Consider the following 25,318-nt stretch of genomic DNA (forward strand, 5'->3'; position numbering starts at 1 on the left):
AAGCTCCCATCTGTCCGCTCGACTTGCATGTATTAGGCACGCCGCCAGCGTTCGTCCTGAGCCAGGATCAAACTCTCCGATAAAGTAGTTTGACTGACTACGCACATCGCTGTGCGATTTATAAAAAATGAATTAACAGGTACGTTTTGTCTTGTTTAGTTTTCAAAGATCATTACAGCCACTTAACGAAGCAGCTTTATTACTATAACATTTAGCCTCTTTTAAGTCAATAACTTTTTTCAAAGTATTTAATGAAGCTTTTAGTTGATGTCAGCTGTTTATCAGCGACGAATAATAATATATCACGGATATTATCAAAAGGTCAACACCCAATTTAGGCTATATGTGAAGAGACATTTTATCGGTTATATTCAATTGGCCATGCTCATAAGATGTAAAACAAGAATGATGGACAAGATAAGGAGGCATCATCAGTGAATCACTTCTATGTGTGGCATATTAAACGCGTGAAACAATTAATAATTATACTTATCGCCGCATTTGCAGCAGCCAGCTTTTTTTATATCCAAAGAGCTGTCCCGCTCCCCGTTTTTTCAACTGACACCGGGCCTAAAGCCATTTATAAAGGAGAAACAGACTCTAAAGATATTTCACTTACTTTCGATATCAGCTGGGGTGATGAGAGAGCAGAACCTATACTTAATACTCTGAAAGCAAACGGGATTAAAAATGCGACGTTTTTCCTTTCCGCTTCTTGGGCAGAACGGCATCCCGACACGGTGGCTCGTATCATAAAGGATGGCCATCAAATCGGGAGCATGGGCTATGCTTATAAAAACTATGCCAATTTAGAGAGCAGCGAAATAAAAAAGGACATAAATCGCGCGCAAACAGCATTTGAAAAGTTAGGGGTCAAAGACATACAGCTATTAAGACCTCCTACTGGCCAATTCAATAAGAATGTTCTAAAGGTCGCAAAGCAATACAATTATACAGTCGTTCACTACAGTGTGAACTCTCAAGACTGGACAAATCCCGGAGTTGAAAAAATCATCGACAATGTGACCAAGCAAGTTTCCGGGGGAGACATTATTCTTTTACATGCCTCCGATTCGGCAAAACAAACAGAAGAAGCGTTGCCTGATATCATCCATCAGCTGAAAGAAAAAGGATTAAAAAATGTAACCGTGGGTGATCTCATCGCAAATTCTGATGCCAAATCCGCAGAGGTAAAGTAATTACTTCGCTGCAAACTTAGGCAGCATCAACAATTGGAAAGCATTACATGCCATTAACGGAAATAGCATTAAATAAAGCCAGTCCTCATCATTTACTCTTAATGCAGGGAACCATTCTAATGCGGTAATCACAACCATCAAAAACAACGATGATACAAACGTTTTCTTAGAGGACTGCTTTTGCTTTATATAAGCTGTAATCACTCCAAAGATCAATAAAAACAATGGTAACCACGCATAGCCAGCCAGCGATTCTCCGCTCTCTCCAAAAAATAAAAAACGCACGTACATTAAATCAAAAGCAACAAACAGGATGAAAAACAACTGAAGCAAATTCCATAAAGATGAGGATCTTAATATCTCAAGCGCAAACCGATGAACTGTTAAAAACACGAAAAACCCCATTTGGCTGATCACACTGAAAATCATGCCTACACCGATAAACCAAAATAAAACAGAGAAAATCTGCCCCGCTTCAAATGTTAGAAACAGCCCTCTGTATTCTCCCCATTTTAAAGCAAAACCCACAATACTCGTGATAAGCGCTCCGACAGCTAAAATAGAAAAGAAAAAACGAACTAAACCACGGCTTTTCATTTCTTTATTCATCCCCTCAAAAATCGCGAACCGCGATATTTTGTTATGTATAATTCCTAACAGATGAATCATATTAAAGGTAAGACAAGTATGTGAAAGGAGCTTAAGCATGTCAAAAGCCAAAACGCTATTGATAAGCTGTTTTTTGTTATTATCTGTAACAGCTTGCGCTCCAAAAGACCAAGCAGCGGATATGGACTATGATCAGACCAAAAAAATGGTTGTTGATATATTAAAAACTGATGATGGAAAAAAAGCCATTAAGGAATTATTAAATGATGATGCCATGAATGAAGCGCTGGTGATTGACCAAGATGCGATTAAAGGAACAATAGAAAAAACACTCACATCAAAAAAAGGCGAAGAATTTTGGAAAAACATCTTTGAAGACACTGATTTTGCTGAGGGCTTTGCCAAAACTCTTCAGACAGAGCATGAAAAAGTGATAAAAAAGCTGATGAAGGATCCAGATTACCAAAAGATGCTGATGAACGTTATGCAGGATCCCGGTATGGATAAAAAGTACAGTCAGCTGGCAAAAAGCCAAGAATTCCGCAGTTATTTAGAAGAGGTTATTAACGAAACGCTTTCTAGTCCGCTTTACAAAAAACAGTTCGAAGATGAACTGAAAAAAGCAGCAAAAGACACTGCCAAAGAAAGTGAATAAAGGGAAATCCGGGATCTGGAATCCCGGTTCACCTTTTTTATACTTGCACTGACATTTTTGAATCTATTTTTTTTGCGATGTCTTGATATATTTCTCCGATGGGATGATTTTCGTCATAAACGGACGGCGCAAATTGGTCCTTATCCCAATCAGGCTGCTTCAATGGGATTCTGCCCAGCAAAGGTACATTTAGTTCCTCAGCCAGTTTATCTCCCCCGCCTTTACCAAAGACATATTCTCTTTCCCCTGTCTTTGCACTTTCATAATAAGCCATGTTCTCTATGACCCCTACGACCTCATGATCGGTTTTAATCGCCATAGAGCCCGCTCTGGCCGCGACAAAAGCAGCTGTCGGATGCGGCGTCGATACGATGACTTCTTTGCAGCTCGGAAGCATTGTATGTACATCGAGAGCAACGTCCCCTGTACCAGGCGGAAGATCAAGTACGATATAGTCTACTTCTCCCCACTCTACTTCGTGGAAAAAGTTATTCAGCATTTTGCCAAGCATCGGCCCTCTCCATACGACCGGAGCATTTTCTTCTACAAAAAAGCCCATTGACATGACCTTTACTCCGAAGCGCTCAACAGGAAGAAGTTTCTCTCCTTCAACCGTTGGACGCACAGTGATACCCATCATATCCGGTACACTGAAGCCATAAATATCCGCATCAATTAAACCGACCTTTTTCCCAAGACGAGCCAGAGAAATAGCTAGGTTTACTGACACAGTTGACTTGCCTACGCCGCCTTTTCCGCTTGCTACAGCAAGAAAGACTGGCGGGTTATCCATATTTAATAATGTTTTTTTCTCAGCTGACGGCGCCCGGAATTTAGCAACCGTTTCTTCAGGCAGCTCTTCAAATCGAAGGCCGACCGTCTCAGCTCCTGCCCCTTTTAATGCGTTTACGATCTCTTGCTGAATCTGCATTTGTTCTGCGGTTCCTGTTTTTGCAAGAGCGATTTTTACACTGACATGCCGTTTTTCAGGCTTTATTTTAATTTCCTTAACGGCATCCAATTCTCCCAGAGGTCTTTGAAGAAAAGGTTCGCGCATTTCTCCGACTAGTTTTCTTACTTCATCTTCTCTTATCATCGAACCTCACCCTTTTGTGTATTCGTTTACAATTATTATTATATCATACATAAATGGCGGGTGTCTTATGCTTAGAACTGCAAGTAAACCCTCCTTACTCCGGAGGGTCTCCTTTTTCTGTGAAATATCGCAAAATGCCTTTATATATGGAAGATGCCACCTTGTCTTGATATTTCGGTTTACCGAGCAGCGTTGCTTCACTTGGATTGGATAAAAATCCGACTTCTATAAGCGCCCCCGGTTTAGTGACGTTTTGCATTAAGTAAATACCATGAATCCGCTTTGCTTTCCGGGTTGTGTTTTCCAGGTTTCTTCTCAGCTCATCCTGAATGTATTTTGCGACTTTCTCATTTTCCGCATATTTTCCGTAATAAAAGCTTTGGGCTCCGCTCCACTTTTGCGACGGAATCGCATTGAGATGTATACTGATATAGAGCTCCGCCTCTGAATGGTTTATTAATTTGACTCGTTGTCTTAGATCCTCAGCTTTTCTTCGGCTATAGCCTTTTGTTCCCTCTGGAGCGAGATCAGTATCACTTTCTCTGGTCATGATCACAAGCGCTCCTTGTTCTTGTAGATAATCCCTGACTCTAAACGCGACTTCCAGGGTAACATCCTTCTCTAACAGCTTTCCGCCGACTGCTCCGCCGTCAGGCCCGCCATGCCCTGGATCTAGGTAAATGATTTTCCCGCTCAAGGGCAGGCTCCACGGCTTCCAAGAATCGTTATTGCTGAACTGATACTTGAACAGAAATAGTAATACGATGAAGCCTAGCAAAAAACTGAGCCATTTAAGCTTTTTCCTCATCCCTTCCCCTCCCGCTTGTCCGTTATTACATAACTATGGGACAGGGCCGGGAAATATGATTACCGCATGCGAAGCTTACACTGTTTTTCTCTTTGAACGAACCCTGCTGTCCACCAATCTTTAATAAACTTGCGTGCCGCTTCATAAACAGTGTTTTTATCAAATGTTGCGTATTGCTCGTGTATCCAATTATAAAGATAATCAAAAAACTCCATTCGAAGCTCTTCTTCTTCTCTTGCAGAGCGGGCACTGATACTTTGCATGGATTCTCCGTAATAGCCGAATATTCCAAAACGCCCGCCTAACAAATAGGCTTCAATCGCAAAATCAATACAGCCTTCGCTAATTATATCTCGTTCATCATGTAAAAAAGGGAATAGTGGTTCCAAACAGTCCTTAACAGACTGGATAATTTGTCTCAGAGAGAGTTCTTTGAGCAAGTTCTTTTCTAATTCAAAATCCTTTTGCCGTTTCACATCCATAAAAGACAGTACTTCTGCCATATAAATTCACTCTCCTTTTACCGATTATTTTGGGGTTTGGATGATGAAACAATGCCCGAATTCGGTTGGAAATTTGCCCAAATGAAGGTGTGAATTGATAAAAAAGCAGCTTTCTGAAGGGTATAGAACAAGTGTTCTGTAATTAGTGATAAAAAAAGCAGCCCCTCTGACAGGTCGCTGCTTTTCATACTTTCACGCTTCTTGTTGCAGAATATGTATGGATATATTGATCTAATACAAACCCGCCTTTATCTTCATAAAAACCAGTGACGATAAAACCGGCATCTATTTGGCCTTTGATCTGGTCTTCTAAGGAATGGCCGAATTCCAGAGCCTCATTATTATCGATTAGTTTTTTCACTTTATGTTTCGGAAGATCTTCTGGGTCTGCATATGGAATGGAGTGTTTTACTTTTAAAATACCTTGTTGTTCTAATTCTACATCAAACAGAAATACGACGGGATTGATAAACCCTGAGATTAGTACGCCGTTTCTTTTCAACACACGGTGTGCTTCCTTCCAGACCGGGAGGACATTCTCAACAAAAACATTGGCAACAGGATGTACAATGATATCAAATGATTCATCATTAAATACACTGAGATCATCCATGCTTCCTTTGACAGTGTGAATTGTAAGACCATCTCGCTCAGCAACCATTCTATCCTGATTCAGCTGTTTTTCGGAGTTATCTAATACGGTGACATCCGCCCCCGCGGCTGCCAAAATTGGACCTTGCTGGCCGCCGCCTGATGCTAAACAGAGTATTTTCAGACCCTTGACAGACGGAAACCAATCCTTCGGTACATCTTTCATTGGTGTTACTCTTATATCCCAATTGCCTTTTTTCGCTTGTTCGATAACCTGCTGCTCAACAGCAACAGTCCATTCATTGCCTGTTTCTACTTTTTTATCCCAGGCTTTGCTATTATGAGCTACTAACGCATTCATGAATCTTCTCCTTACTTTAATGTATAGAGTATAACAAATATTTCTAGATTGATATCGCTTTCCCTTTGCATATTTAGAAAAAAGTTCATAAAAACGCAAAAAAATCACAAAGGAGATATGTGATTTACGTCATTAAAATTTACACTTACTTCTTTAAATAATGTCATTAGCAAAGAGCTATTGTTCCTCTGGGTTAAGAAATAGATGAGAATCAGCAGTTAACTTTAACGGAGACTGGGGTTAGAAAGAGCTCGGCTGATGACATAACGATTATAAACATTGACCATATTGCGAATTCAATAAGTGATCATGAAATGTGAGATATTATAATTATTACAAGTCAGACCGTTTATACGCAAACAATTTGTTATCTCCGTCATTCGTCCATTTAGTTGTTTTTTGTTGCAGAACTATCATGTTCTAATAAAAGAAAAAGCTCCCAACACAAGGTCGAGAGCTTTTTTGAAAACGCAAAATTAACGTTTTGAGAACTGAGGTGCACGACGAGCGCCTTTAAGACCGTATTTTTTACGTTCTTTCATACGAGCGTCACGAGTCAGAAGACCTGCACGTTTAAGAGTTGTACGGTATTCTGGATCTGCTTCAAGCAAAGCACGAGCGATACCGTGACGGATTGCTCCAGCTTGACCAGATAAGCCGCCTCCATGTACGTTTACTAAAACATCATAAGTGCCAGCTGTTTCAGTCAAAGTTAATGGTTGTTTGATATCTTCGATTAAAGCTGCAGATGGGATGTGTTCGCTGATTTCACGATTATTAACGACGATACGACCTTCTCCTGGAACTAAACGCACACGCGCTACAGAGCTTTTACGACGGCCAGTACCGTAATATTGAACCTGTGCCAAATTGGTAACCTCCTTTTTAATTAACCGCGAAGTTCGTAAACTTCAGGTTTTTGTGCTTCGTGTGGATGCTCAGAACCACGGTATACGTTCAATTTTTTGAACATTTGACGACCTAGAGAACCTTTTGGAAGCATGCCTTTGATAGCAAGCTCAAGCATTTTCTCAGGGTAGTTTGTACGCATTTCAAGAGCAGTTCTTGATTTTAATCCGCCTGGATGTTGAGTGTGACGGTAGTAGATTTTGTCAGTTAACTTTTTACCAGTTAACTCGATTTTTTCAGCGTTGATGATGATCACATGATCTCCAGTATCAACGTGTGGTGTGTAAGTTGGTTTGTGTTTTCCGCGAAGGATAGCTGCAACTTCTGAAGAAAGACGACCTAAAGTCTTGCCAGCAGCATCAACAACTAACCACTTGCGTTCAATAGTACTTGCGTTAGCCATAGGTGTTGTACGCATTGAATTTCCCTCCTAAATGATCTGTCATTTTCAATAAACTTCGATTACGTTCTATTTCACAACACAATAAGTTCCGGGGCTTATCGTGGGGTTGAAATACATACCATATGATATCTTATAACTTTATGCAGACTCTGTCAAGAAAATATTATACACCTGGTTTAGTTGTCATAGTAAACGTTCCATAAATATAGCCCGTGCCCAGGTGCTGTGCGCCCTGCCGCTTCGCGATCCTTCGCTTCCAGCATAGATTTCACATCATCGGGAGAAATTTTTCCAATACCTGCATCAAGCAAAGTACCGACAATAATTCTGACCATATTATATAAGAAACCGCTGCCTGTGATCCGCATTTGCAGGCCGTCATCCGTCTCAGTCCAATCAAGCTCGTAAATCGTTCTTACCTTGTCCTGCACTTCTGTTTTTGCCGCGCAAAAGCTCGTAAAATCATGTGTCCCTATAAGATGCTTTGCCGCTTCTCTCATGTCCTGCACATTAAGGCGATATGAAAAATGGTAAGCGTAATGCCGTTTAAATACGTCCGGGTGTTTTTCCGTGTATACAAAATAGCGATATTCTTTTTTGACTGCGCTAAATCGTGCATGGAACCCATCATCCGCAATTTCTGCCTGTTTGACTGCGATATCGTCCGGAAGCAGTGCATTTAAGGCATAAGGCCATCTTTCCGCCGGGATAGCCAGCGGAGTGTCAAAATGAATCACCTGTCCGGCTGCGTGAACCCCGCTGTCTGTTCTTCCAGACGAAACGACAGGAATTCTTTCTTTTGACTTATGCAAGACAGCCAAAGCCTTCTCCAGTTCATCCTGAACCGTTCTTTTGCCCGGCTGAACCTGATAACCGTTAAACAAATGTCCGTCATAAGAAATCGTACATTTCAGTCTCATACAGCACCTCTAAGCCCTTAAGAAAAATAACAAAGCAGCTAATACCATCAAGCTGGCAATGACAGAAGTGTCTTTTCCTGTCCATACAAGCTTTCTATATTTCGTACGCCCTTCTCCGCCCTGATAGCCTCTTGCTTCCATTGCCACCGCAAGCTCTTCAGCACGTTTAAAAGCACTGACGAAAAGGGGGACAAGAAGCGGAACAATAGCCTTCACCCTATCTTTAACAGGCCCGCTTGTAAAATCAACGCCTCGCGCCATCTGAGCCTTCATGATCTTATCTGTTTCCTCCATCAGTGTCGGAATAAACCGCAAAGAAATGGACATCATTAGTGCCAGCTCGTGGACAGGAAGTTTTAATTTTTTCAGTGGATTCAGCAGCTGCTCCATTCCATCGGTAATCTCAATCGGTGTTGTCGTAAGCGTTAATAAGGTTGTGATTAAAATCAGGTAGACGAATCTAAGGGAAATGAATATCCCCTGAACCAGACCGCCCTCATAGACTTTGAAAAAACCTATTTGAAAGATAACCGGTCCTTCATGTGTCATAAAAATGTGAAGAAGGAACGTAAAGAGGACAATCCAGATGATAGGCTTCAGCCCTTTCATTAAAAAAGAGAAAGGAACTCTTGTTAAAGAAACGACGCCAACTGTAAATAATCCAAGCAGCGCATATGTCTGCGCATTATTGGCTAAGAATACGATGCAGACAAATAAAAAGATCGTGATAAGCTTTGTTCTGGGGTCAAGCCGGTGCACAAGTGAGGAGCCCGGTACATACTTGCCGATAATCATGCTGTCCATCATAAGGTCTTCTCCCCCTGAAAAAGAGCGCGAATTTCAGCAGCGGCATCTTCAATTGTGAGCATAGGCTCATTAAATCTCACACCCAGTGCAGCTTCAAGATGTCTTTGGAATTTTATCGTTTCCGGAAGATCCAGCCCCCAGCCAGCCATCTCTTCACCCTTTAAAAACAGTTCACGCGGACTGCCTGATGCTTGTATCGTTCCTTTGTGCATAACAATCATTTCATCAGCGTATGCAGCTGCATCCTCCATGCTGTGTGTCACAAGGATCGTCGTCAGGTTCCCACGTTGATGAAGCTCATAAAACATGTCCATTATCTCTTTTCGCCCTCTTGGGTCCAATCCTGCAGTCGGTTCATCCAGAACAAGCACCTCAGGATCCATTGCAAGTACGCCGGCAATTGCAACTCTGCGCATTTGTCCGCCGCTTAATTCAAAAGGGGATCTGTCCAGAAGCTCTTCTGATAAACCTACAAGCTCTAGCATCTCCCTCGCTTTTTGTTCAGCATCCTCTTTTTTTACCCCAAAGTTCATCGGTCCGAACGATATATCTTTAAGAACTGTTTCTTCGAATAATTGATGCTCAGGAAATTGGAAAACGATTCCGACTTTTTTACGAAGTTTTTTCAGGTCTTTATTCTTTTTCCCTGCCTGAATGACAGTGCTGCCTAGTGATATCTGTCCCTTCGTCGGCTTCAGGAGACCATTTAAGTGCTGAAGAAGAGTGGACTTGCCAGAGCCTGTATGTCCGATAACGGCTACGTAGCTACCTTCTTTAATCGATGCATTGATATCATACAGTGCCAGGCGCTCAAACGGCGTCTTCATCTGATAGCGATGCTCTACATCTTTGATTGTAATGTCCATAGCTCTTTCACCAGCCCTTCCTGAGTCAAATGGTTTTCTTCCAAAGCCAGTCCATTTTCTCTTAATAGCTGGCTAAGCTGGAATGAGAAGGGTAAATCAAGCCCGATTTGAACAAGTTCTTTATTCAATTTAAAAATCTCTTCAGGCGGCCCTTCAGCATATTTTTTACCGCCATTCATGACAATGATCCTGTCTGCTTTTGCTGCCTCATCCAGATCATGTGTAATGGATATGACAGTCGCCATGCCCTGTTCTTTTAAATGTCTTACCGTTTCAAGCACTTCTTCTCGCCCGATCGGATCAAGCATGGATGTTGCTTCATCTAAGATAATAATATCAGGACGTGCGGCAATAACTCCCGCAATCGCAACTCTCTGCTTTTGGCCTCCGGAGAGATGGTGCGGCTCTTGATCGAGAAAATCTTGCATATTTACCTGTTTTACTGCCCAGTCTACTCTCTCAATCATTTCTTCCCGCGGTACACCATTGTTTTCTAAACCAAAAGCCACATCATCGCGAACAGTCGTTCCGACAAATTGGTTATCCGGATTTTGAAAGACCATACCTATCTTCTTACGCACTTCCCAAACTGATTCCTCTGTCAATTGAATCCCGGCAACCTCGATGTCACCTGATTCAGGAAGAATTAAACCATTCAATGCCCGGGCCAGTGTTGATTTCCCTGAACCGTTATGACCTACAATTGCAAGCCATTCACCCTCATACACCTGCAGGGAGACGCCGTCTAGTGCTCGTCTTTCTGCGTCCTTCCGATATCGAAATACGATATCCTCTACCGATATCAACTGATTTTGATTCATGGAAAACCGGCCTCCTCTCAGCTAATGCTCTGCTTTTCTCTCTATATTAAAAGTTGCAGTATCTAAAAAAAGGGCATAGATCCAGTTAGAAACTGTCCCGCCCTTCTTTAGATACACAAAAATATGTGATTAAACCAATTCGATAATTGCCATTGGTGCTCCGTCACCACGGCGAGGACCAAGCTTCATAATACGTGTGTATCCGCCTTGGCGCTCCTCGTAACGAGTTGCAATGTCAGAGAATAATTTTTGAAGTGCATCTTGGTTATTTTCTTCGTTTGCAACCTCGTTGCGGATGTATGCAGCAGCTTGACGGCGAGCGTGAAGATCACCGCGTTTGCCAAGCGTGATCATTTTTTCAACTACAGAGCGAAGTTCTTTCGCACGTGTTTCAGTTGTTTCGATTCTTTCGTTGATGATCAAATCAGTTGTAAGATCACGAAGCATAGCCTTACGCTGTGCACTCGTACGTCCTAGTTTTCTGTATGACATGTGATGTCCCCTCCTTTATTGGAATGCTGTTTCTGAATAATAAACACACGAAAATCCTAGTTCACAAGGGAAACTAGTCAATCGTCTTTGCGAAGTCCGAGTCCAAGTTCTTCTAGTTTCGCTTTCACTTCTTCAAGTGATTTGCGTCCTAGATTACGAACTTTCATCATGTCTTCTTCCGTCTTGTTCGCAAGCTCTTGAACCGTGTTAATACCCGCACGCTTTAAGCAGTTGTAAGAACGAACAGAAAGATCCAATTCTTCAATCGTCATTTCAAGAACTTTCTCTTTTTGATCTTCTTCTTTTTCAACCATGATTTCAGCATGTTGAGCTTCGTCAGTTAAACCAACGAATATATTAAGGTGTTCAGTTAAAATCTTTGAACCAAGCGCAATTGCTTCTTTCGGTCCAGTGCTTCCATCAGTCCAAACATCAAGTGTAAGTTTATCATAGTTTGCAACTTGGCCTACACGAGTGTTCTCTACCTGATAAGATACACGAGAAACTGGCGTATAGATAGAATCGATCGGAATCACGCCGATTGGCTGATCGTCTCTCTTGTTTGCGTCAGCAGGCGTATACCCACGTCCCCTTTGAGCAGTAAGGCGAACTCGGAAACTCGCATTCTCACCAAGAGTCGCGATATGAAGATCAGGATTTAAGATCTCTACATCACTATCGTGTGTAATATCAGCTGCCGTTACAGTTCCTTCACCCTGTACATCAATTTCTAGCGTCTTCTCTTCATCAGAGTAGATTTTCAATGCAAGCTTTTTAATGTGTAAGATAATCGTTGTAACATCTTCCACAACGCCTTCAATTGTCGAGAATTCGTGCAGTACACCATCTATCTGGATTGATGTTACAGCGGCACCAGGGAGTGAGGATAAGAGGATACGACGTAAGGAGTTACCCAGAGTTGTACCATATCCACGCTCAAGTGGCTCTACGACAAACTTACCAAATTTGGCATCGTCGCTGATTTCAACCGTTTCGATTTTTGGTTTTTCAATCTCGATCATTACTTAAAACCCTCCTTCAAAACGTCGAAACCTCGAATAGAATCATATGAGATTCCATCCGAAATTCCCCATTGTTTAGTCCCGTATGTGCTCAGGCAACGAGTCGGTGCATTCGTTTCATAAATAACTGTATCATAACCCATTATTGACAGGGACACAAAATCTATACAAACAAATTACACGCGGCGACGTTTTGGTGGACGGCATCCGTTATGAGGAACAGGAGTTACGTCTCTGATAGCAGTGACTTCTAGTCCAGCAGCTTGAAGTGCACGGATTGCAGCTTCACGGCCTGAACCAGGTCCTTTAACAGTAACCTCTAGAGTTTTAAGACCATGTTCGATTGAACCTTTAGCAGCTGTTTCTGCAGCCATTTGCGCAGCGAAAGGAGTAGATTTACGAGAACCTCTGAATCCTAAAGCTCCGGCACTAGACCAAGAAATAGCATTACCATGAGTGTCAGTGATCGTAACGATCGTGTTATTGAAAGTTGAACGAATATGAGCAATACCAGACTCAATATTCTTTTTCACGCGACGTTTACGCGTGTTAGATTTACGAGCAGCAGCCATTGTTTAAGAACCTCCCTTACTTATTTTTTCTTGTTAGCTACAGTACGACGCGGACCTTTACGAGTACGCGCGTTGTTTTTAGAGTTTTGTCCGCGAACAGGTAATCCTCTGCGATGACGGATTCCGCGGTAGCTTCCGATTTCGATCAGACGTTTGATATTAAGAGAAACTTCACGGCGAAGGTCACCTTCTACTTTCAGTTTATCAATAATATCACGGATTTTACCAAGTTCTTCTTCAGTAAGATCGCGCACACGAGTATCTTCTGAAACTCCAGCTTCTTTTAAAACTTGCTGAGCCGTTGTGCGGCCAATTCCGAAGATGTATGTTAAAGAAATAACAACACGTTTGTCACGTGGGATATCTACACCAGCAATACGAGCCATTCTCTGGGCACCTCCTTATAAATTATCCTTGTTTTTGTTTATGCTTTGGATTTTCACAGATCACCATTACTTTTCCTTTTCTGCGAATAACTTTACATTTTTCGCAGATTGGTTTAACTGATGGTCTCACTTTCATGTGTTTCCAACCTCCTTCAGTTTCCGGAGTGCTTTATTTGTAACGGTACGTAATCCTGCCACGAGTTAAGTCATATGGAGATAATTCTACCGTAACTTTGTCTCCAGGTAAAATGCGAATGAAGTGCATGCGGATTTTACCAGATACATGAGCCAAAACAGTGTGGCCATTCTCAAGTTCAACTTTGAACATCGCGTTTGGCAGTGTTTCGACTATAGTACCTTCCACTTCAATTACATCGTCTTTCGCCATTCAAGTGTTCTCCCTTCTTCAAATCAGTAACTTGCTTTCTGACAAATTTCAAAAGAAGTTTGTCACACGCCCTGTTTCGTTTATACTGTTCTGAACTTCCGGAGATACGCAATCATAAAGGGTTACATGATTGATATTCTTTTTCTTAGGAGAATGAAATGTACGCTTTTCTCCGTCTGCTGTTAGTACATTGATGATGGTCAAAATTCCAATGACAAGCGACAAGATGAATTCAGTCCTGCCAATGTTCATCCAAGCTTTCTGCCCTATCAAGTCGAAAAAACATCTGTCTTCGGAATTATTTTCATCATCTAGACTCTCGTCAGTATATCAAAACCCGTTTCCGTAATCGCAATCGTATGTTCAAAATGAGCACACTTTTTCCCATCTACCGTTACAACCGTCCAGTTATCAGCCAATGTTTTCACGTAGCGGCTGCCAGCGTTCACCATAGGCTCAATAGCGAGAACCATGCCAGGTTTGAGCCGTGGTCCTTTGTTGGGCGGACCGTAATGAGGAATTTGCGGGTCCTCATGCAAGTCTTGACCAACACCATGTCCGACATACTCCCTAACAACTGAAAACTGCTCATTTTCGACATACGTTTGTATTGCGTGGGAAATATTCGACAAACGTTCACCTGGTTTTGCTTCCTGCAAGCCTTTATATAAAGACTCCTCTGTCACTTCCAGAAGTTTTTTGTCATCATCGCTGATGTTTCCTACCGGATATGTCCATGCAGAGTCACCATGATAACCATTTAATTTAGCACCGATATCAATACTGATGATGTCACCGTCCTTCAGCACCCTGCTGCCAGGAATGCCGTGAACGAGTTCTTCATTAACTGATACGCAAATGCTCCCGCGAAACCCATTATACCCCTTAAAAGATGGGATTGCACCCTGCTTCTTAATAAAACGTTCGGCAATTTGATCCAATTCTTTTGTCGAGATTCCTGGTTTAATGTGCTTTTTTAACTCTTCATGAGTTAAAGCCACGATTCGCCCTGCTTCCCGCATGATACCAAGTTCACGTGGGGTTTTACAGATAATCATTTTTTTAATCCTCCAAGAAGATCCTTCACATCTGCATAAACGTCTTGAATGTCCTGTTGGCCATTCACGTTTGCAAGATAACCTTTCTCTGAATAGAAATCTAGTAAAGGCTGAGTTTGCTTCATGTTTACCTCAAGCCGTTTAGAGACGGTTTCCTCATTATCATCTGCCCGTTGATAGAGTTCGCCTCCGTCTTTATCACAAATACCCGGCGTTTTCGGCGGATTAAAAACTAAATGATAGGTTGTGCCGCAAACACTGCAAATTCTGCGTCCAGTCAGACGTTCCATAAGAGCGTCTTTGTCGACTTCAATGTTAATGACATAATCAATCGGCTTGCCGTATTCCTCAAGAATTTCTTCAAGAGCTTCGGCTTGAGCGACTGTTCGCGGAAATCCGTCCAGAAGAAAACCTCTTTCACAATCATCTTTGCCAAGTCTTTCTTTTACAATTCCGATTGTGACTTCGTCAGGTACGAGCTCTCCCTTATCAATATAAGATTTTGCTTCGAGTCCGAGTGGTGTTTCTTCTTTCATAGCAGCACGGAACATATCTCCTGTTGAGATATGAGGAATCCCATAATCCTCAACAATTCGTTCGCCCTGTGTGCCTTTGCCGGCACCAGGAAGCCCCATTAAGACTAAGTTCATTCGGATTTCCCCCGTCCTCTCTTTATTAAGAGGGAATGGATAAATCCATTTCCTCTAGTTTTTCATAAATCCACGGTAGTTTCGTTTCACCAACTGGCTTTCTAGTTGTTTCATTGTCTCCAAGGCTACCCCGACAACAATTAACAAAGATGTTCCGCCAATTTGTGCACTTTGAGGCAATCCAGCGAATTGAATGAAAAAGATAGGAAGAATGGAAATCACGGCTAAGAATATAGAACCCACAAACGTAAGTCGATACAAAATGCTCGTAATTCTATCTTGAGTCATTTTCCCTGGACGAACCCCCGGGATATAGCCACCCTGTTTTTTAAGGTTATCAGCCATTTGTTCAGGGTTTACCTGTACAAAAGCATAAAAGTACGTAAAGGCAATAATCAACGCAACATATATCGCCATACCCACCGGATGCGTATTATCAAAGTTGTTTTGAATCCACTTTGTCACATCGTTTGTACCAAAGAATGACGCGATCGTCCGCGGCGTTATCAAAAACGCAACCGCAAAGATTACCGGAATAACCCCTGCAGGATTCACTTTCAATGGAAGGTGTGTAGACTGACCTCCGCCAGCAGGTGAACGACCTGTGCCTTTAGCATATTGAATCGCAATTTTCCGTACGGCTTGCTGAATGAAAATAACTCCAACAATAACTGCTAAAATCGCAATCACAAGAAGTGCGACTTTCACAATATGAATAAACAACTGATCGTTGCTGCCGACAAATTGAGTCTCATATATTTGCCCAATTGTTTTTGGAATACTAGACACAATCCCCGCGAAGATAATGATCGATATTCCGTTGCCTACTCCATGAGACGTAATTTGTTCCCCAAGCCACATTAAAAAGGCAGTTCCGCCAGTGAGCACTAAAGCAATGATAAGATATGTCGATACACCGGATTTTTCGATCAGCATACCGTTTGCCAGATTGTTGAATCCATATGACATACCTAACGCTTGGATGAAACCAAGCACAATCGTAAAGTACCTTGTGAACTGAGCTAATTTACGGCGGCCAACTTCACCTTGCTTAGACCACTCGGTAAACTTCGGTACAACATCCATCTGAAGCAGCTGAATGATGATCGAAGCCGTGATATAAGGAGTAATTCCCATTGCAAAAATGGAAAATTGGTAAAGCGCACCGCCGCCAAATGTATTAAGGAGATCAAAAACACCCATTTGAGACTGTGCCTGTAACACTTCAGCGTTAACATAAGGCACAGGAATAAACGCACCTATGCGAAAGACGATAAGCATGAGTAAAGTGAATATGATTTTATTCCTGATATCACTCACACGCATAAAGTTGGAGATTGTTTTAAACAAGTTAGATCACCTCAGCTGTACCGCCAGCAGCTTCAACAGCTTCTTTCGCAGAAGCAGAGAATTTATTGGCTTTTACAGTTAATTTTTTCTCTAATTTACCGTTGCCAAGAATCTTTACTCCTGCATTAAGTTTGCTAATAACACCAGTCTCTAGAAGAAGTTCAGGAGTGACTTCCGTTCCTTCTGCAAAACCGTTCAATTTGTCTAGGTTGACTACAGCGTATTCCTTGCGGTTGATGTTAGTGAAACCGCGTTTAGGAAGACGTTGGAATAAAGGCATTTGTCCCCCCTCGAATCCAGGGCGTACACCGCCGCCAGAACGAGCGTTTTGACCTTTGTGACCTTTACCAGCTGTTTTACCGTTGCCAGAACCAATACCACGACCTACGCGATTACGCGTTTTGCGTGAACCTTCTGAAGGTTTTAATTCATGAAGTTTCATTAGGACACCTCCTTATCCGATCAAATATTTTTATTGTTCTTTAACAGAAACTAAATGAGATACTTTATTAATCATGCCACGGATCGCAGCGTTGTCTTCATGAACAACAGTTTGGTTTGTTTTCTTTAAACCAAGTGTTCTTACAGTAACGCGTTGGTCTTCCGGGCGACCGATTACACTTCGTTTGAGGGTAATTTCTAATTTAGCCATTAATGTTCCCTCCTTATCCTAACAGTTCTTCTACAGATTTTCCACGAAGCTTCGCAACGTCTTCAGCGCGTTTAAGTTCACTTAAACCTTGAAGTGTTGCACGAATCATGTTGATCGGTGTGTTAGAACCTAAAGACTTAGAAAGGATATCAGCTACACCAGCTAGCTCAAGTACCGCACGTACAGGGCCTCCAGCGATAACTCCAGTACCTTCAGAAGCAGGTTTTAACAAGATGTTACCTGCACCGAAACGTCCGATGATTTCGTGTGGAATTGTAGTTCCAACCATTGGTACTTCAATCAAATTCTTTTTCGCATCTTCAACAGCTTTGCGGATCGCTTCTGGTACTTCTTGTGCTTTACCAGTACCGAATCCTACGTGTCCGTTTTTGTCACCGACAACGACTAGAGCTGCGAAGCGGAAACGACGACCACCTTTAACAACTTTCGCTACGCGGTTAACCGTAACTAAGCGTTCTTCTAACTCTAATTTGCTTGGGTCAATACGACGCATAATCATGTGTCCCTCCTTCTTTTATTAAAATTTAAGTCCAGCTTCACGAGCAGCATCAGCCAAAGCTTTTACACGTCCATGGTATAAGTATCCGCCACGGTCAAATACTACGTCAGAAATGCCTTTTTCAGCAGCGCGTTTTGCAACTAATTCTCCAACTTTAGTAGCAGCAGTAGTATCTCCAGTGCTTTCAACGTTCAAGTCTTTATCGAGAGTAGATGCACTAGCAAGTGTTACACCATTTACATCATCGATGATTTGAGCGTAAATGTGCTTGTTAGAACGGAAAACGTTCAGACGCGGTCTTTCAGCAGTTCCGGAAAGTTTAGCGCGAACACGAGCGTGTCTTTTAAGACGAGCAGCATTTTTGCTAGTTTTCGTAATCATCTAGGTCACTCCTTTCTTCACTTTAAGCGATCTTACTTAGCAGATTTACCTTCTTTACGGCGAACAACTTCACCTTCGTAGCGGATTCCTTTACCCTTGTAAGGCTCTGGAGAACGTACAGCGCGGATGTTAGCAGCAATAGCTCCTACGCGTTCTTTGTCTGTACCTTTTACAACTACTTTAGTTTGAGAAGGAACTTCGATTTCGATGCCTTCTTCAGGAACGATCTCAACAGGATGAGAGTATCCAACGTTTAAAACAAGTTTATTTCCGGATTTAGAAGCACGGTAACCGACACCGACTAATTCCAAACCTCTTTCAAATCCTTTAGATACACCCTCAACCATGTTGCCAAGCAGACTGCGAGTCGTACCATGCAGGGCACGGTGCTCTTTTTGATCAGAAGGACGAGCGACTGTAAGCACATTGTCCTCTACTTTAATCTCCATATCAGGGTGAAACGTACGAGTTAATTCTCCTTTTGGTCCTTTCACAGCTACAGTGTTGTTATCATTTAACGTTACTGTAACATCAGAAGGAATCTCAAGTAGCTTCTTACCTACACGAGACATACCAAACACCTCCATTCATGTTAAACTTCTTACCAAACGTATGCTAGAACTTCTCCACCAGCTTGTTTTGCACGGGCTTCTTTGTCCGTTAAAACACCTTGTGATGTAGAAATAATCGCGATTCCAAGACCGTTAAGTACGCGAGGTACTTCATTAGATTTAGCATAAACACGCAAACCAGGCTTGCTGATTCTTTTAAGACCAGTGATAACGCGCTCGTTGTTTTGTCCGTATTTCAAGAAAACGCGGATGATACCTTGTTTGCTGTCTTCTACGAACTCAACGTCACGAATGAAACCTTCACGCTTTAAAATTTCAGCAATTTCTCTTTTCAATTTAGAAGCAGGAATTTCAAGCTTCTCATGACGTACCATGTTTGCATTGCGAATACGAGTTAGCATATCTGCAATTGGATCTGTCATAACCATTATATAATTACCTCCTTCCCTTTCTTGGGGATTACCAGCTGGCTTTTTTCACGCCAGGAATTTGTCCTTTATATGCAAGCTCACGGAAACAAATACGGCAAAGTTTAAATTTACGAATGACTGAATGCGGACGTCCGCAGCGTTCACAGCGTGTGTACTCTTGTACTTTAAACTTTGGTGTACGTTGTTGTTTCGCAATCATAGACTTTTTAGCCACGATTTCGCCTCCCTTTCATTGATTATTTCTGGAACGGCATACCTACTTGAGTTAATAGCTCACGAGCTTCTTCGTCAGTATTAGCAGTTGTTACGATAACGATGTCCATTCCTCGAACCTTTGTTACTTTATCGTAGTCAATTTCAGGGAAGATTAACTGTTCTTTGATACCAAGTGTGTAGTTACCGCGACCGTCGAAAGATTTTTTAGAAACCCCGCGGAAGTCACGTACACGCGGTAAAGATACAGAAATAAGTTTATCAAGGAAATCATACATGCGCTCTCCGCGAAGAGTTACTTTCGCACCGATAGGCATTCCCTCACGAAGACGGAATCCAGCAATTGATTTCTTCGCACGAGTAACGACAGGTTTTTGACCTGCGATAAACGTTAATTCTTCAACAGCACTGTCGATTGCTTTTGCGTTTTGAACAGCGTCACCAACACCCATGTTGATTACGATTTTTTCGATTTTAGGCACTTGCATGACTGAATCATAGTTGAACTTAGTCATTAAAGCAGGTGCAATTTCTTTATTGTACTTTTCTTTAAGGCGGTTCATGAGATAGACCTCCCTTCCTTTTAATACTATTTATCTAGAACTTGCCCAGATTTTTTTGCTACACGAACTTTTTTGCCATCTTCCACTTTGTATCCTACGCGAGTCACTTCACCTGTTTTAGGATCGAGCGGCATAACGTTTGATACATGAATTGGCGCCTCTTGATTAGAAATACCGCCTTGAGGGTTAGCTTGAGTTGGTTTAGAGTGTTTCTTTACCATGTTAACACCTTCAACTAAAACGCGGTCCTTTTTAGGGAAAGCAGCAAGGATTGTTCCTTGTTTGCCTTTATCTTTACCAGAGATAACCATAACTTTATCGCCTTTTTTTACATGCATCCTGATCGCACCTCCTTGAGTAAGGCATTTATTTCATTAGATAACTTCTGGAGCTAGAGAAACAATTTTCATAAAGTTGTTTTCACGCAATTCACGAGCAACTGGTCCGAAGATACGAGTTCCGCGTGGGCTCTTGTCGTCACGGATGATAACACATGCATTCTCATCGAAGCTGATGTATGAACCGTCACTTCTGCGCGCTCCGCTTTTAGTGCGAACGATAACAGCTTTTACGACTTCACCTTTTTTGACAACGCCTCCTGGTGTTGCTTGTTTAACCGTGCAAACAATTACATCACCAATGTTAGCTGTTTTACGTCCAGAACCACCAAGAACTTTAATAGTAAGTACTTCACGTGCGCCAGAGTTGTCAGCTACTTTTAAACGAGTCTCTTGTTGAATCATTATTTGTTACCTCCCTTCGGAAAAAGAATTCCGAACTTTATTAGATAATAACAGCTTCTTCGACAACTTCAACTAGACGGAAACGCTTAGTTGCAGACAATGGACGAGTTTCCATGATCTTAACGATGTCACCGATTTTAGCTTGATTATTTTCATCATGTGCTTTGAATTTTTTTGAGTATTTTACGCGTTTACCGTAAAGTGTATGTTTTTTGTATGTTTCAACAACAACAGTGATGGTTTTATCCATTTTGTCAGAAACAACACGGCCTTGGTAAACCTTGCGTTGGTTACGTTCGCTCATGCTCACGACCTCCCCTCAGTGATTATTTATTAGCAGCAATTTCTCTTTCACGAATCACAGTTTTCATGCGCGCGATAGCTTTGCGCACTTCACGAATGCGAGCAGTATTTTCAAGTTGTCCTGTCGCTAATTGAAAGCGAAGATTGAAAAGTTCTTCTTTAAGAGACTTTACTTTTTGTTCAATTTCAGCAGTGGTAAGGTCACGAATTTCATTAGCTTTCATTTGATTCACCACCAATTTCTTCACGTTTTACGAACTTCGTTTTAATTGGCAATTTGTGAGATGCAAGACGAAGCGCTTCACGAGCAACCTCTTCAGACACACCAGAAATTTCAAATAAAACTTTGCCCGGTTTTACAACAGCTACCCAACCTTCTGGAGCCCCTTTACCGGATCCCATACGTACCTCAAGTGGTTTAGCAGTGTAAGGTTTAGAAGGGAAAATTTTGATCCAAACTTTACCGCCACGTTTCATGTAACGAGTCATCGCAATACGTGCAGCTTCGATTTGACGGTTAGTAATCCAAGAAGCTTCAAGAGCTTGGATACCGAATTCACCGAAATGTACTTCAGTACCGCCTTTCGCACGGCCACGCATTTTTCCGCGATGCTCTCTGCGATATTTAACGCGTTTTGGTAATAACATATTATTTTCCTCCTTCCTCAGTTTTCTTCTTAGTAGGAAGAACCTCTCCACGATAGATCCAGACTTTCACACCAAGCTTACCGTAAGTAGTGTCAGCTTCAGATGTTGCATAGTCAATGTCCGCACGTAATGTGTGCAATGGAACAGTTCCTTCACTGTAGTATTCAGAACGAGCGATATCTGCACCGCCAAGACGACCAGAAACCATTGTTTTCACACCTTGTGCTCCAGCACGCATAGTACGTTGGATTTGTTGTTTCTGCGCACGGCGGAAAGAAACACGGTTTTCTAATTGACGAGCGATGTTGTCAGCAACTAGCTGTGCATCAAGATCTGCTCTTTTGATTTCAAGAATGTTAATGTGTACACGCTTGCCAGTAAGGCTGTTAAGGGCTTTGCGAAGTGCTTCAACTTCAGAACCGCCTTTACCGATAACCATACCAGGCTTAGCTGTGTGGATCGTAATGTTAACGCGGTTTGCTGCACGCTCGATTTCTACTTTAGAAACAGAAGCGTCAGAAAGGCGTTTGCTAATGTATTCACGAATTTTTAAATCTTCGTGCAGGAAGTCAGCGTAATCTTTACCAGCGTACCACTTAGATTCCCAATCACGAATGACTCCGATACGAAGACCGACTGGATTTACCTTTTGACCCACTACTTATCCCTCCTTCTTTTCTGATACAACGATTGTAATGTGGCTCGTACGTTTGTTGATTTGGCTCGCACGTCCCATAGCACGTGGGCGGAATCTTTTTAACGTAGGGCCTTCGTCAACGAATGCTTGAGAAATAACCAGGTTGTTAGCGTCCATTTCATAGTTATGCTCAGCATTTGCAATAGCGGATTTTAATACTTTCTCGATAATTGGAGAAGCAGCTCTTGGTGTAAGGTTCAAGATTGATACTGCCTCACCTACTTGCTTGCCTCGAATCAGGTCCATTACTAGACGTGCTTTACGAGGAGCAATACGGACTGTTCTTGCAACAGCTTTAGCTTGCATTTAAAAGCCTCCTCTCTTAGCGTCTTGTTTTTTTGTCATCACTAGCATGACCTTTGTACGTACGTGTTGGAGCGAATTCACCCAACTTGTGCCCTACCATATCTTCAGAGATGAATACAGGCACGTGTTTACGTCCGTCATAGACTGCGATTGTGTGACCAATAAACTGTGGGAAAATAGTAGAACGACGAGACCAAGTTTTTACGACTTGTTTCTTGTCTGTTTCATTTAATTTCTCGATTTTAGTCATCAAGTGTCCATCGACAAATGGTCCTTTTTTCAAGCTGCGAGCCATTTTGGAACCTCCCTTCGTGATTGCACTACGGTCCGAAAAGAACCGTAGACAACCCCGTTATTTATTTTTACGACGACGTACGATAAATTTATCGGATTTGTTCTTTTTCTTACGAGTCTTGAATCCAAGAGTTGGTTTACCCCATGGAGACATTGGTGATTTGCGTCCGATTGGCGCACGTCCTTCACCACCACCGTGTGGGTGATCGTTAGGGTTCATTACAGAACCACGAACTGTAGGACGGATGCCTTTCCAGCGAGAACGTCCAGCTTTACCAATGTTGATAAGTTCGTGCTGTTCGTTACCTACTTGACCGATAGAAGCACGGCAAGCAGAAAGGATCATGCGAACTTCACCAGAGTTAAGACGTACAAGAACGTATTTACCTTCTTTACCAAGAACCTGAGCAGATGTACCAGCTGAACGTACAAGCTGTCCGCCTTTACCAGGTTTTAATTCAATGTTATGCACAACTGTACCAACAGGGATGTTGATAAGTGGAAGTGCATTACCTACTTTAATGTCAGCTTCAGGACCTGACATGATTTCAGTACCCACTTGAATTCCTTTAGGAGCAAGAATGTAACGTTTTTCTCCGTCTGCATAGTTGATTAGAGCGATGTTAGCTGAACGGTTTGGATCGTATTCAACTGTAGCAACGCGTCCAGGTATACCATCTTTATCGCGTTTGAAGTCGATAACACGGTATTGGCGTTTATGTCCGCCACCTTGGTGACGTACAGTCAATTTACCTTGGTTGTTACGTCCGCCTTTTTTGTGAAGGGGAGCAAGCAAGGATTTTTCCGGCTTGTCAGTCGTGATTTCAGCAAAATCTGAAGTTGTCATGCCACGACGTCCATTAGAGGTCGGTTTATACTTTTTAATCGCCATTTTGAATTTCCCTCCTTCTTTTTACAGATAATTAAGCTTCAAAAATTTCGATTTCTTTGCTGTCTGCAGTAAGTTTTACGATCGCTTTTCTGCGACGGCTAGTCATACCAGTGTAGCGTCCAACACGTTTTGATTTACCTTTGTAGTTCATGATGTTGACTTTGTCAACTTTCACTCCAAAGATGCTTTCAACCGCGTCTTTCACTTCTGTTTTGTTAGCTCTTACATCAACTTCAAAAGTATATTTCTTTTCAGTCATTAAATCAGCAGAACGTTCAGTAATGACGGGGCGCTTTAGAACATCACGAGGATCTTTCATTATGCAAGCACCTCCTCTACTTTTTCAACCGCTGCTTTTGTAATCAGAAGCTTCTCGTGGTTGACAACGTCTAAAACGTTGATTCCGTTAGCTTCAACAACAGTAACTCCAGGAATGTTACGAGCAGATAAAGCTACTGCTTCGTTTGCATCCGCAGTTACGATTAAAGCTTTTTTCTCAACAGATAATCCTTTAAGGATAGCTGCCATTTCTTTTGTTTTAGCCGTATCAAGAGTAAGATCTTCAAGAACGATGATGTTGTTGTCGATCACTTTAGAAGACAATACTGATTTGATTGCCAAGCGGCGAACTTTTTTAGGTAATTTATAAGAATAGCTGCGTGGTGTTGGGCCGAATACGACACCACCTCCGCGCCATTGCGGTGAACGGATTGAACCTTGACGGGCACGTCCTGTACCTTTTTGACGCCATGGTTTACGACCTCCGCCGCGTACTTCAGAACGATTTTTTACTTTGTGAGTTCCTTGACGTAAGGAAGCTCTTTGCATAAGAATAGCGTCGAATACAACACTCTCATTTGGTTCGATACCAAATACAGAAGCATTTAATTCGATGTCACCAGCAGTAGAACCGTTTTGGTTGTATAATGCTACTTTTGGCATGATCAATTTCCTCCTTTCCTAAGAGAGTTATTTAGATTTAACAGCACTTTTAACAGTGATTAAAGATTTCTTCGCACCAGGTACGTTACCTTTGATCAAAAGAAGATTGCGCTCTGCATCAACTTTTACGATTTCAAGGTTTTGAACAGTGATTTGCTCTCCGCCCATACGTCCAGGTAATAATTTACCTTTGAATACACGGTTAGGATCTACAGGTCCCATTGAACCAGGACGACGGTGGTAGCGTGAACCGTGAGACATAGGTCCGCGAGATTGTCCGTGGCGCTTGATCGCACCTTGGAAACCTTTACCTTTAGATACTCCTGTTACATCTACGATTTCTCCAGCAGAGAAAATTTCAACCTTGACTTCCTGACCAACTTCATACGCATCCATTTCCACTCCGCGTAATTCTTTAACGAAGCGCTTAGGAGCAGTTTCCGCTTTTGCAACGTGCCCTTTTTCAGGTTTGTTAGAAAGCTTTTCACGCTTGTCGTCAAAACCAAGCTGGATTGCTTCGTAACCGTCGTTTTCAGCTGTTTTCTTTTGAAGAACAACGTTTGGAGCAGCCTCGATAACAGTTACCGGAATAAGATCACCGTTCTCAGCGAATACTTGCGTCATACCAATTTTTCTTCCTAAGATTCCTTTGGTCATTCGTCACACCTCCTATTAAGATCATTCTATATTTTAGA

42 protein-coding genes, 1 rRNA gene and 1 pseudogene are annotated in these 25,318 nt (G+C 42.1%); 2 read left to right on the plus strand and 42 right to left on the minus strand.

Annotated features, from left to right (window positions below; genetic code table 11):
• A 16S ribosomal RNA gene (locus tag BLL41_RS20190) occupies positions 1 to 83 on the minus strand; the annotation flags it as partial.
• A 351-nt stretch (positions 84 to 434) separates the two neighbouring features.
• Here BLL41_RS20190 and pdaB point away from each other — a divergent pair.
• On the plus strand, positions 435 to 1,199 hold the full coding sequence (gene pdaB, locus BLL41_RS20195) for a polysaccharide deacetylase family sporulation protein PdaB (RefSeq protein WP_071579222.1): 765 nt from the start codon (positions 435 to 437) through the stop codon (positions 1,197 to 1,199).
• On the opposite strand, the gene kbaA is transcribed toward pdaB, so the two are convergent.
• Positions 1,200 to 1,796 carry a KinB-signaling pathway activation protein gene (gene kbaA, locus BLL41_RS20200; protein ID WP_071579223.1) on the minus strand — a complete coding sequence of 199 codons (597 nt, stop codon included), beginning with the start codon at positions 1,794 to 1,796 and terminating at the stop codon, positions 1,200 to 1,202.
• Between the two features lie 109 nt (positions 1,797 to 1,905).
• On the opposite strand from kbaA, the gene gerD reads away from it, so the two are divergent.
• Positions 1,906 to 2,463, plus strand: a complete 558-nt coding sequence (gerD, locus tag BLL41_RS20205) for a spore germination lipoprotein GerD (protein ID WP_014662546.1) — start codon at positions 1,906 to 1,908, stop codon at positions 2,461 to 2,463.
• A gap of 37 nt (positions 2,464 to 2,500) precedes the next feature.
• On the opposite strand, the gene salA is transcribed toward gerD, so the two are convergent.
• The 40 genes and pseudogenes from salA to rplC all read right to left on the minus strand — a co-directional run bounded on the left by salA (position 2,501) and on the right by rplC (position 25,280).
• Complete coding sequence (gene salA, locus BLL41_RS20210) at positions 2,501 to 3,559, minus strand: iron-sulfur carrier protein/transcriptional regulator SalA (protein WP_071579224.1); 1,059 nt, start codon at positions 3,557 to 3,559, stop codon at positions 2,501 to 2,503.
• Positions 3,560 to 3,653: 94 nt separating this feature from the next.
• Positions 3,654 to 4,367 (minus strand): N-acetylmuramoyl-L-alanine amidase CwlD, encoded by a 714-nt coding sequence (gene cwlD, locus BLL41_RS20215; RefSeq protein WP_014662544.1) that lies wholly within the window; start codon positions 4,365 to 4,367, stop codon positions 3,654 to 3,656.
• A gap of 59 nt (positions 4,368 to 4,426) precedes the next feature.
• Positions 4,427 to 4,870: a YbaK family protein gene (locus BLL41_RS20220; protein ID WP_014662543.1), complete on the minus strand. Its 444-nt coding sequence runs from the start codon at positions 4,868 to 4,870 to the stop codon at positions 4,427 to 4,429.
• A 184-nt stretch (positions 4,871 to 5,054) separates the two neighbouring features.
• Positions 5,055 to 5,822, minus strand: coding sequence for a class I SAM-dependent methyltransferase (locus tag BLL41_RS20225; RefSeq protein WP_071579225.1), 768 nt, complete (start codon positions 5,820 to 5,822; stop codon positions 5,055 to 5,057).
• 476 nt (positions 5,823 to 6,298) lie between these two features.
• Positions 6,299 to 6,691 (minus strand): 30S ribosomal protein S9, encoded by a 393-nt coding sequence (gene rpsI / locus BLL41_RS20230; protein ID WP_004399691.1) that lies wholly within the window; start codon positions 6,689 to 6,691, stop codon positions 6,299 to 6,301.
• 20 nt (positions 6,692 to 6,711) lie between these two features.
• The gene (rplM, locus tag BLL41_RS20235) at positions 6,712 to 7,149 is read right to left on the minus strand and encodes a 50S ribosomal protein L13 (protein ID WP_003241966.1); all 438 of its coding nucleotides are present in this window, start codon (positions 7,147 to 7,149) and stop codon (positions 6,712 to 6,714) included.
• A gap of 161 nt (positions 7,150 to 7,310) precedes the next feature.
• On the minus strand, positions 7,311 to 8,054 hold the full coding sequence (truA, locus tag BLL41_RS20240) for a tRNA pseudouridine(38-40) synthase TruA (RefSeq protein ID WP_069148834.1): 744 nt from the start codon (positions 8,052 to 8,054) through the stop codon (positions 7,311 to 7,313).
• 9 nt (positions 8,055 to 8,063) lie between these two features.
• On the minus strand, positions 8,064 to 8,861 hold the full coding sequence (locus BLL41_RS20245) for an energy-coupling factor transporter transmembrane component T family protein (RefSeq protein ID WP_071579226.1): 798 nt from the start codon (positions 8,859 to 8,861) through the stop codon (positions 8,064 to 8,066).
• Positions 8,858 to 9,727, minus strand: coding sequence for an energy-coupling factor ABC transporter ATP-binding protein (locus BLL41_RS20250; protein WP_071579227.1), 870 nt, complete (start codon positions 9,725 to 9,727; stop codon positions 8,858 to 8,860). The genes BLL41_RS20245 and BLL41_RS20250 overlap by 4 nt, the downstream gene beginning before the upstream one ends.
• Positions 9,703 to 10,548: an energy-coupling factor ABC transporter ATP-binding protein gene (locus tag BLL41_RS20255; RefSeq protein ID WP_071579228.1), complete on the minus strand. Its 846-nt coding sequence runs from the start codon at positions 10,546 to 10,548 to the stop codon at positions 9,703 to 9,705. Before BLL41_RS20255 ends, BLL41_RS20250 begins: the two co-directional genes overlap by 25 nt.
• 129 nt (positions 10,549 to 10,677) lie before the next feature.
• Positions 10,678 to 11,040, minus strand: coding sequence for a 50S ribosomal protein L17 (gene rplQ, locus BLL41_RS20260; protein ID WP_003225836.1), 363 nt, complete (start codon positions 11,038 to 11,040; stop codon positions 10,678 to 10,680).
• 77 nt (positions 11,041 to 11,117) lie between these two features.
• Positions 11,118 to 12,062 carry a DNA-directed RNA polymerase subunit alpha gene (locus BLL41_RS20265; RefSeq protein ID WP_003225835.1) on the minus strand — a complete coding sequence of 315 codons (945 nt, stop codon included), beginning with the start codon at positions 12,060 to 12,062 and terminating at the stop codon, positions 11,118 to 11,120.
• A 176-nt stretch (positions 12,063 to 12,238) separates the two neighbouring features.
• Positions 12,239 to 12,634 carry a 30S ribosomal protein S11 gene (gene rpsK, locus BLL41_RS20270; protein ID WP_009966385.1) on the minus strand — a complete coding sequence of 132 codons (396 nt, stop codon included), beginning with the start codon at positions 12,632 to 12,634 and terminating at the stop codon, positions 12,239 to 12,241.
• A gap of 20 nt (positions 12,635 to 12,654) precedes the next feature.
• Positions 12,655 to 13,020, minus strand: coding sequence for a 30S ribosomal protein S13 (rpsM, locus tag BLL41_RS20275; RefSeq protein ID WP_003235095.1), 366 nt, complete (start codon positions 13,018 to 13,020; stop codon positions 12,655 to 12,657).
• Positions 13,021 to 13,042: 22 nt separating this feature from the next.
• A complete protein-coding gene (rpmJ, locus tag BLL41_RS20280) occupies positions 13,043 to 13,156 on the minus strand; it encodes a 50S ribosomal protein L36 (protein ID WP_003156543.1) in 114 nt (37 codons plus the stop codon).
• 33 nt (positions 13,157 to 13,189) lie between these two features.
• Positions 13,190 to 13,408 carry a translation initiation factor IF-1 gene (gene infA / locus BLL41_RS20285; RefSeq protein WP_003156508.1) on the minus strand — a complete coding sequence of 73 codons (219 nt, stop codon included), beginning with the start codon at positions 13,406 to 13,408 and terminating at the stop codon, positions 13,190 to 13,192.
• A pseudogene (locus tag BLL41_RS20290) lies at positions 13,386 to 13,660 on the minus strand (ribosome-binding protein ybzG). The gene infA and the pseudogene BLL41_RS20290 overlap by 23 nt, the downstream one beginning before the upstream one ends.
• Positions 13,661 to 13,719: 59 nt before the next feature.
• Positions 13,720 to 14,466, minus strand: coding sequence for a type I methionyl aminopeptidase (gene map, locus BLL41_RS20295; protein WP_003225828.1), 747 nt, complete (start codon positions 14,464 to 14,466; stop codon positions 13,720 to 13,722).
• On the minus strand, positions 14,463 to 15,116 hold the full coding sequence (locus tag BLL41_RS20300; RefSeq protein ID WP_003241987.1) for an adenylate kinase: 654 nt from the start codon (positions 15,114 to 15,116) through the stop codon (positions 14,463 to 14,465). The genes map and BLL41_RS20300 overlap by 4 nt, the downstream gene beginning before the upstream one ends.
• A gap of 54 nt (positions 15,117 to 15,170) precedes the next feature.
• On the minus strand, positions 15,171 to 16,466 hold the full coding sequence (gene secY, locus BLL41_RS20305; protein WP_071579229.1) for a preprotein translocase subunit SecY: 1,296 nt from the start codon (positions 16,464 to 16,466) through the stop codon (positions 15,171 to 15,173).
• A 1-nt stretch (position 16,467) separates the two neighbouring features.
• Positions 16,468 to 16,908: a 50S ribosomal protein L15 gene (gene rplO, locus BLL41_RS20310; RefSeq protein WP_003225819.1), complete on the minus strand. Its 441-nt coding sequence runs from the start codon at positions 16,906 to 16,908 to the stop codon at positions 16,468 to 16,470.
• A 30-nt stretch (positions 16,909 to 16,938) separates the two neighbouring features.
• Positions 16,939 to 17,118, minus strand: coding sequence for a 50S ribosomal protein L30 (gene rpmD, locus BLL41_RS20315; protein WP_003156497.1), 180 nt, complete (start codon positions 17,116 to 17,118; stop codon positions 16,939 to 16,941).
• Between the two features lie 13 nt (positions 17,119 to 17,131).
• Complete coding sequence (rpsE, locus tag BLL41_RS20320) at positions 17,132 to 17,632, minus strand: 30S ribosomal protein S5 (protein ID WP_003328273.1); 501 nt, start codon at positions 17,630 to 17,632, stop codon at positions 17,132 to 17,134.
• Between the two features lie 24 nt (positions 17,633 to 17,656).
• Positions 17,657 to 18,019: a 50S ribosomal protein L18 gene (gene rplR, locus BLL41_RS20325; RefSeq protein ID WP_071579230.1), complete on the minus strand. Its 363-nt coding sequence runs from the start codon at positions 18,017 to 18,019 to the stop codon at positions 17,657 to 17,659.
• 32 nt (positions 18,020 to 18,051) lie between these two features.
• A complete protein-coding gene (gene rplF, locus BLL41_RS20330) occupies positions 18,052 to 18,591 on the minus strand; it encodes a 50S ribosomal protein L6 (RefSeq protein WP_004399690.1) in 540 nt (179 codons plus the stop codon).
• A 29-nt stretch (positions 18,592 to 18,620) separates the two neighbouring features.
• A complete protein-coding gene (gene rpsH, locus BLL41_RS20335; RefSeq protein ID WP_003241998.1) occupies positions 18,621 to 19,019 on the minus strand; it encodes a 30S ribosomal protein S8 in 399 nt (132 codons plus the stop codon).
• A gap of 31 nt (positions 19,020 to 19,050) precedes the next feature.
• Positions 19,051 to 19,236 (minus strand): 30S ribosomal protein S14, encoded by a 186-nt coding sequence (rpsN, locus tag BLL41_RS20340; protein WP_003156488.1) that lies wholly within the window; start codon positions 19,234 to 19,236, stop codon positions 19,051 to 19,053.
• Between the two features lie 22 nt (positions 19,237 to 19,258).
• The gene (rplE, locus tag BLL41_RS20345) at positions 19,259 to 19,798 is read right to left on the minus strand and encodes a 50S ribosomal protein L5 (protein ID WP_003225809.1); all 540 of its coding nucleotides are present in this window, start codon (positions 19,796 to 19,798) and stop codon (positions 19,259 to 19,261) included.
• Between the two features lie 26 nt (positions 19,799 to 19,824).
• Positions 19,825 to 20,136, minus strand: coding sequence for a 50S ribosomal protein L24 (gene rplX, locus BLL41_RS20350; RefSeq protein WP_003156486.1), 312 nt, complete (start codon positions 20,134 to 20,136; stop codon positions 19,825 to 19,827).
• 36 nt (positions 20,137 to 20,172) lie between these two features.
• Positions 20,173 to 20,541, minus strand: a complete 369-nt coding sequence (rplN, locus tag BLL41_RS20355; RefSeq protein WP_003225805.1) for a 50S ribosomal protein L14 — start codon at positions 20,539 to 20,541, stop codon at positions 20,173 to 20,175.
• A 40-nt stretch (positions 20,542 to 20,581) separates the two neighbouring features.
• Positions 20,582 to 20,845 (minus strand): 30S ribosomal protein S17, encoded by a 264-nt coding sequence (rpsQ, locus tag BLL41_RS20360; protein WP_003225804.1) that lies wholly within the window; start codon positions 20,843 to 20,845, stop codon positions 20,582 to 20,584.
• A gap of 22 nt (positions 20,846 to 20,867) precedes the next feature.
• The gene (gene rpmC, locus BLL41_RS20365) at positions 20,868 to 21,068 is read right to left on the minus strand and encodes a 50S ribosomal protein L29 (RefSeq protein ID WP_003156482.1); all 201 of its coding nucleotides are present in this window, start codon (positions 21,066 to 21,068) and stop codon (positions 20,868 to 20,870) included.
• The gene (gene rplP / locus BLL41_RS20370; protein ID WP_003225801.1) at positions 21,058 to 21,492 is read right to left on the minus strand and encodes a 50S ribosomal protein L16; all 435 of its coding nucleotides are present in this window, start codon (positions 21,490 to 21,492) and stop codon (positions 21,058 to 21,060) included. Before rplP ends, rpmC begins: the two co-directional genes overlap by 11 nt.
• Position 21,493: 1 nt before the next feature.
• Complete coding sequence (gene rpsC / locus BLL41_RS20375) at positions 21,494 to 22,150, minus strand: 30S ribosomal protein S3 (protein ID WP_003242001.1); 657 nt, start codon at positions 22,148 to 22,150, stop codon at positions 21,494 to 21,496.
• 3 nt (positions 22,151 to 22,153) lie between these two features.
• Positions 22,154 to 22,495: a 50S ribosomal protein L22 gene (gene rplV, locus BLL41_RS20380; RefSeq protein WP_003156475.1), complete on the minus strand. Its 342-nt coding sequence runs from the start codon at positions 22,493 to 22,495 to the stop codon at positions 22,154 to 22,156.
• 16 nt (positions 22,496 to 22,511) lie between these two features.
• Positions 22,512 to 22,790 carry a 30S ribosomal protein S19 gene (gene rpsS / locus BLL41_RS20385; protein ID WP_003156472.1) on the minus strand — a complete coding sequence of 93 codons (279 nt, stop codon included), beginning with the start codon at positions 22,788 to 22,790 and terminating at the stop codon, positions 22,512 to 22,514.
• A gap of 57 nt (positions 22,791 to 22,847) precedes the next feature.
• Positions 22,848 to 23,681 carry a 50S ribosomal protein L2 gene (gene rplB / locus BLL41_RS20390; protein WP_003225795.1) on the minus strand — a complete coding sequence of 278 codons (834 nt, stop codon included), beginning with the start codon at positions 23,679 to 23,681 and terminating at the stop codon, positions 22,848 to 22,850.
• A gap of 31 nt (positions 23,682 to 23,712) precedes the next feature.
• Complete coding sequence (gene rplW, locus BLL41_RS20395) at positions 23,713 to 24,000, minus strand: 50S ribosomal protein L23 (RefSeq protein ID WP_003156467.1); 288 nt, start codon at positions 23,998 to 24,000, stop codon at positions 23,713 to 23,715.
• Positions 24,000 to 24,623: a 50S ribosomal protein L4 gene (gene rplD / locus BLL41_RS20400; protein ID WP_004399658.1), complete on the minus strand. Its 624-nt coding sequence runs from the start codon at positions 24,621 to 24,623 to the stop codon at positions 24,000 to 24,002. The genes rplW and rplD overlap by 1 nt, the downstream gene beginning before the upstream one ends.
• A gap of 27 nt (positions 24,624 to 24,650) precedes the next feature.
• The gene (gene rplC / locus BLL41_RS20405) at positions 24,651 to 25,280 is read right to left on the minus strand and encodes a 50S ribosomal protein L3 (protein WP_004399671.1); all 630 of its coding nucleotides are present in this window, start codon (positions 25,278 to 25,280) and stop codon (positions 24,651 to 24,653) included.
• Positions 25,281 to 25,318: the final 38 nt, after the last annotated feature.

It is taken from the genome of Bacillus sp. FMQ74 (genome assembly GCF_001875785.1).
In the GTDB taxonomy this organism is placed as follows: domain Bacteria; phylum Bacillota; class Bacilli; order Bacillales; family Bacillaceae; genus Bacillus; species Bacillus stercoris.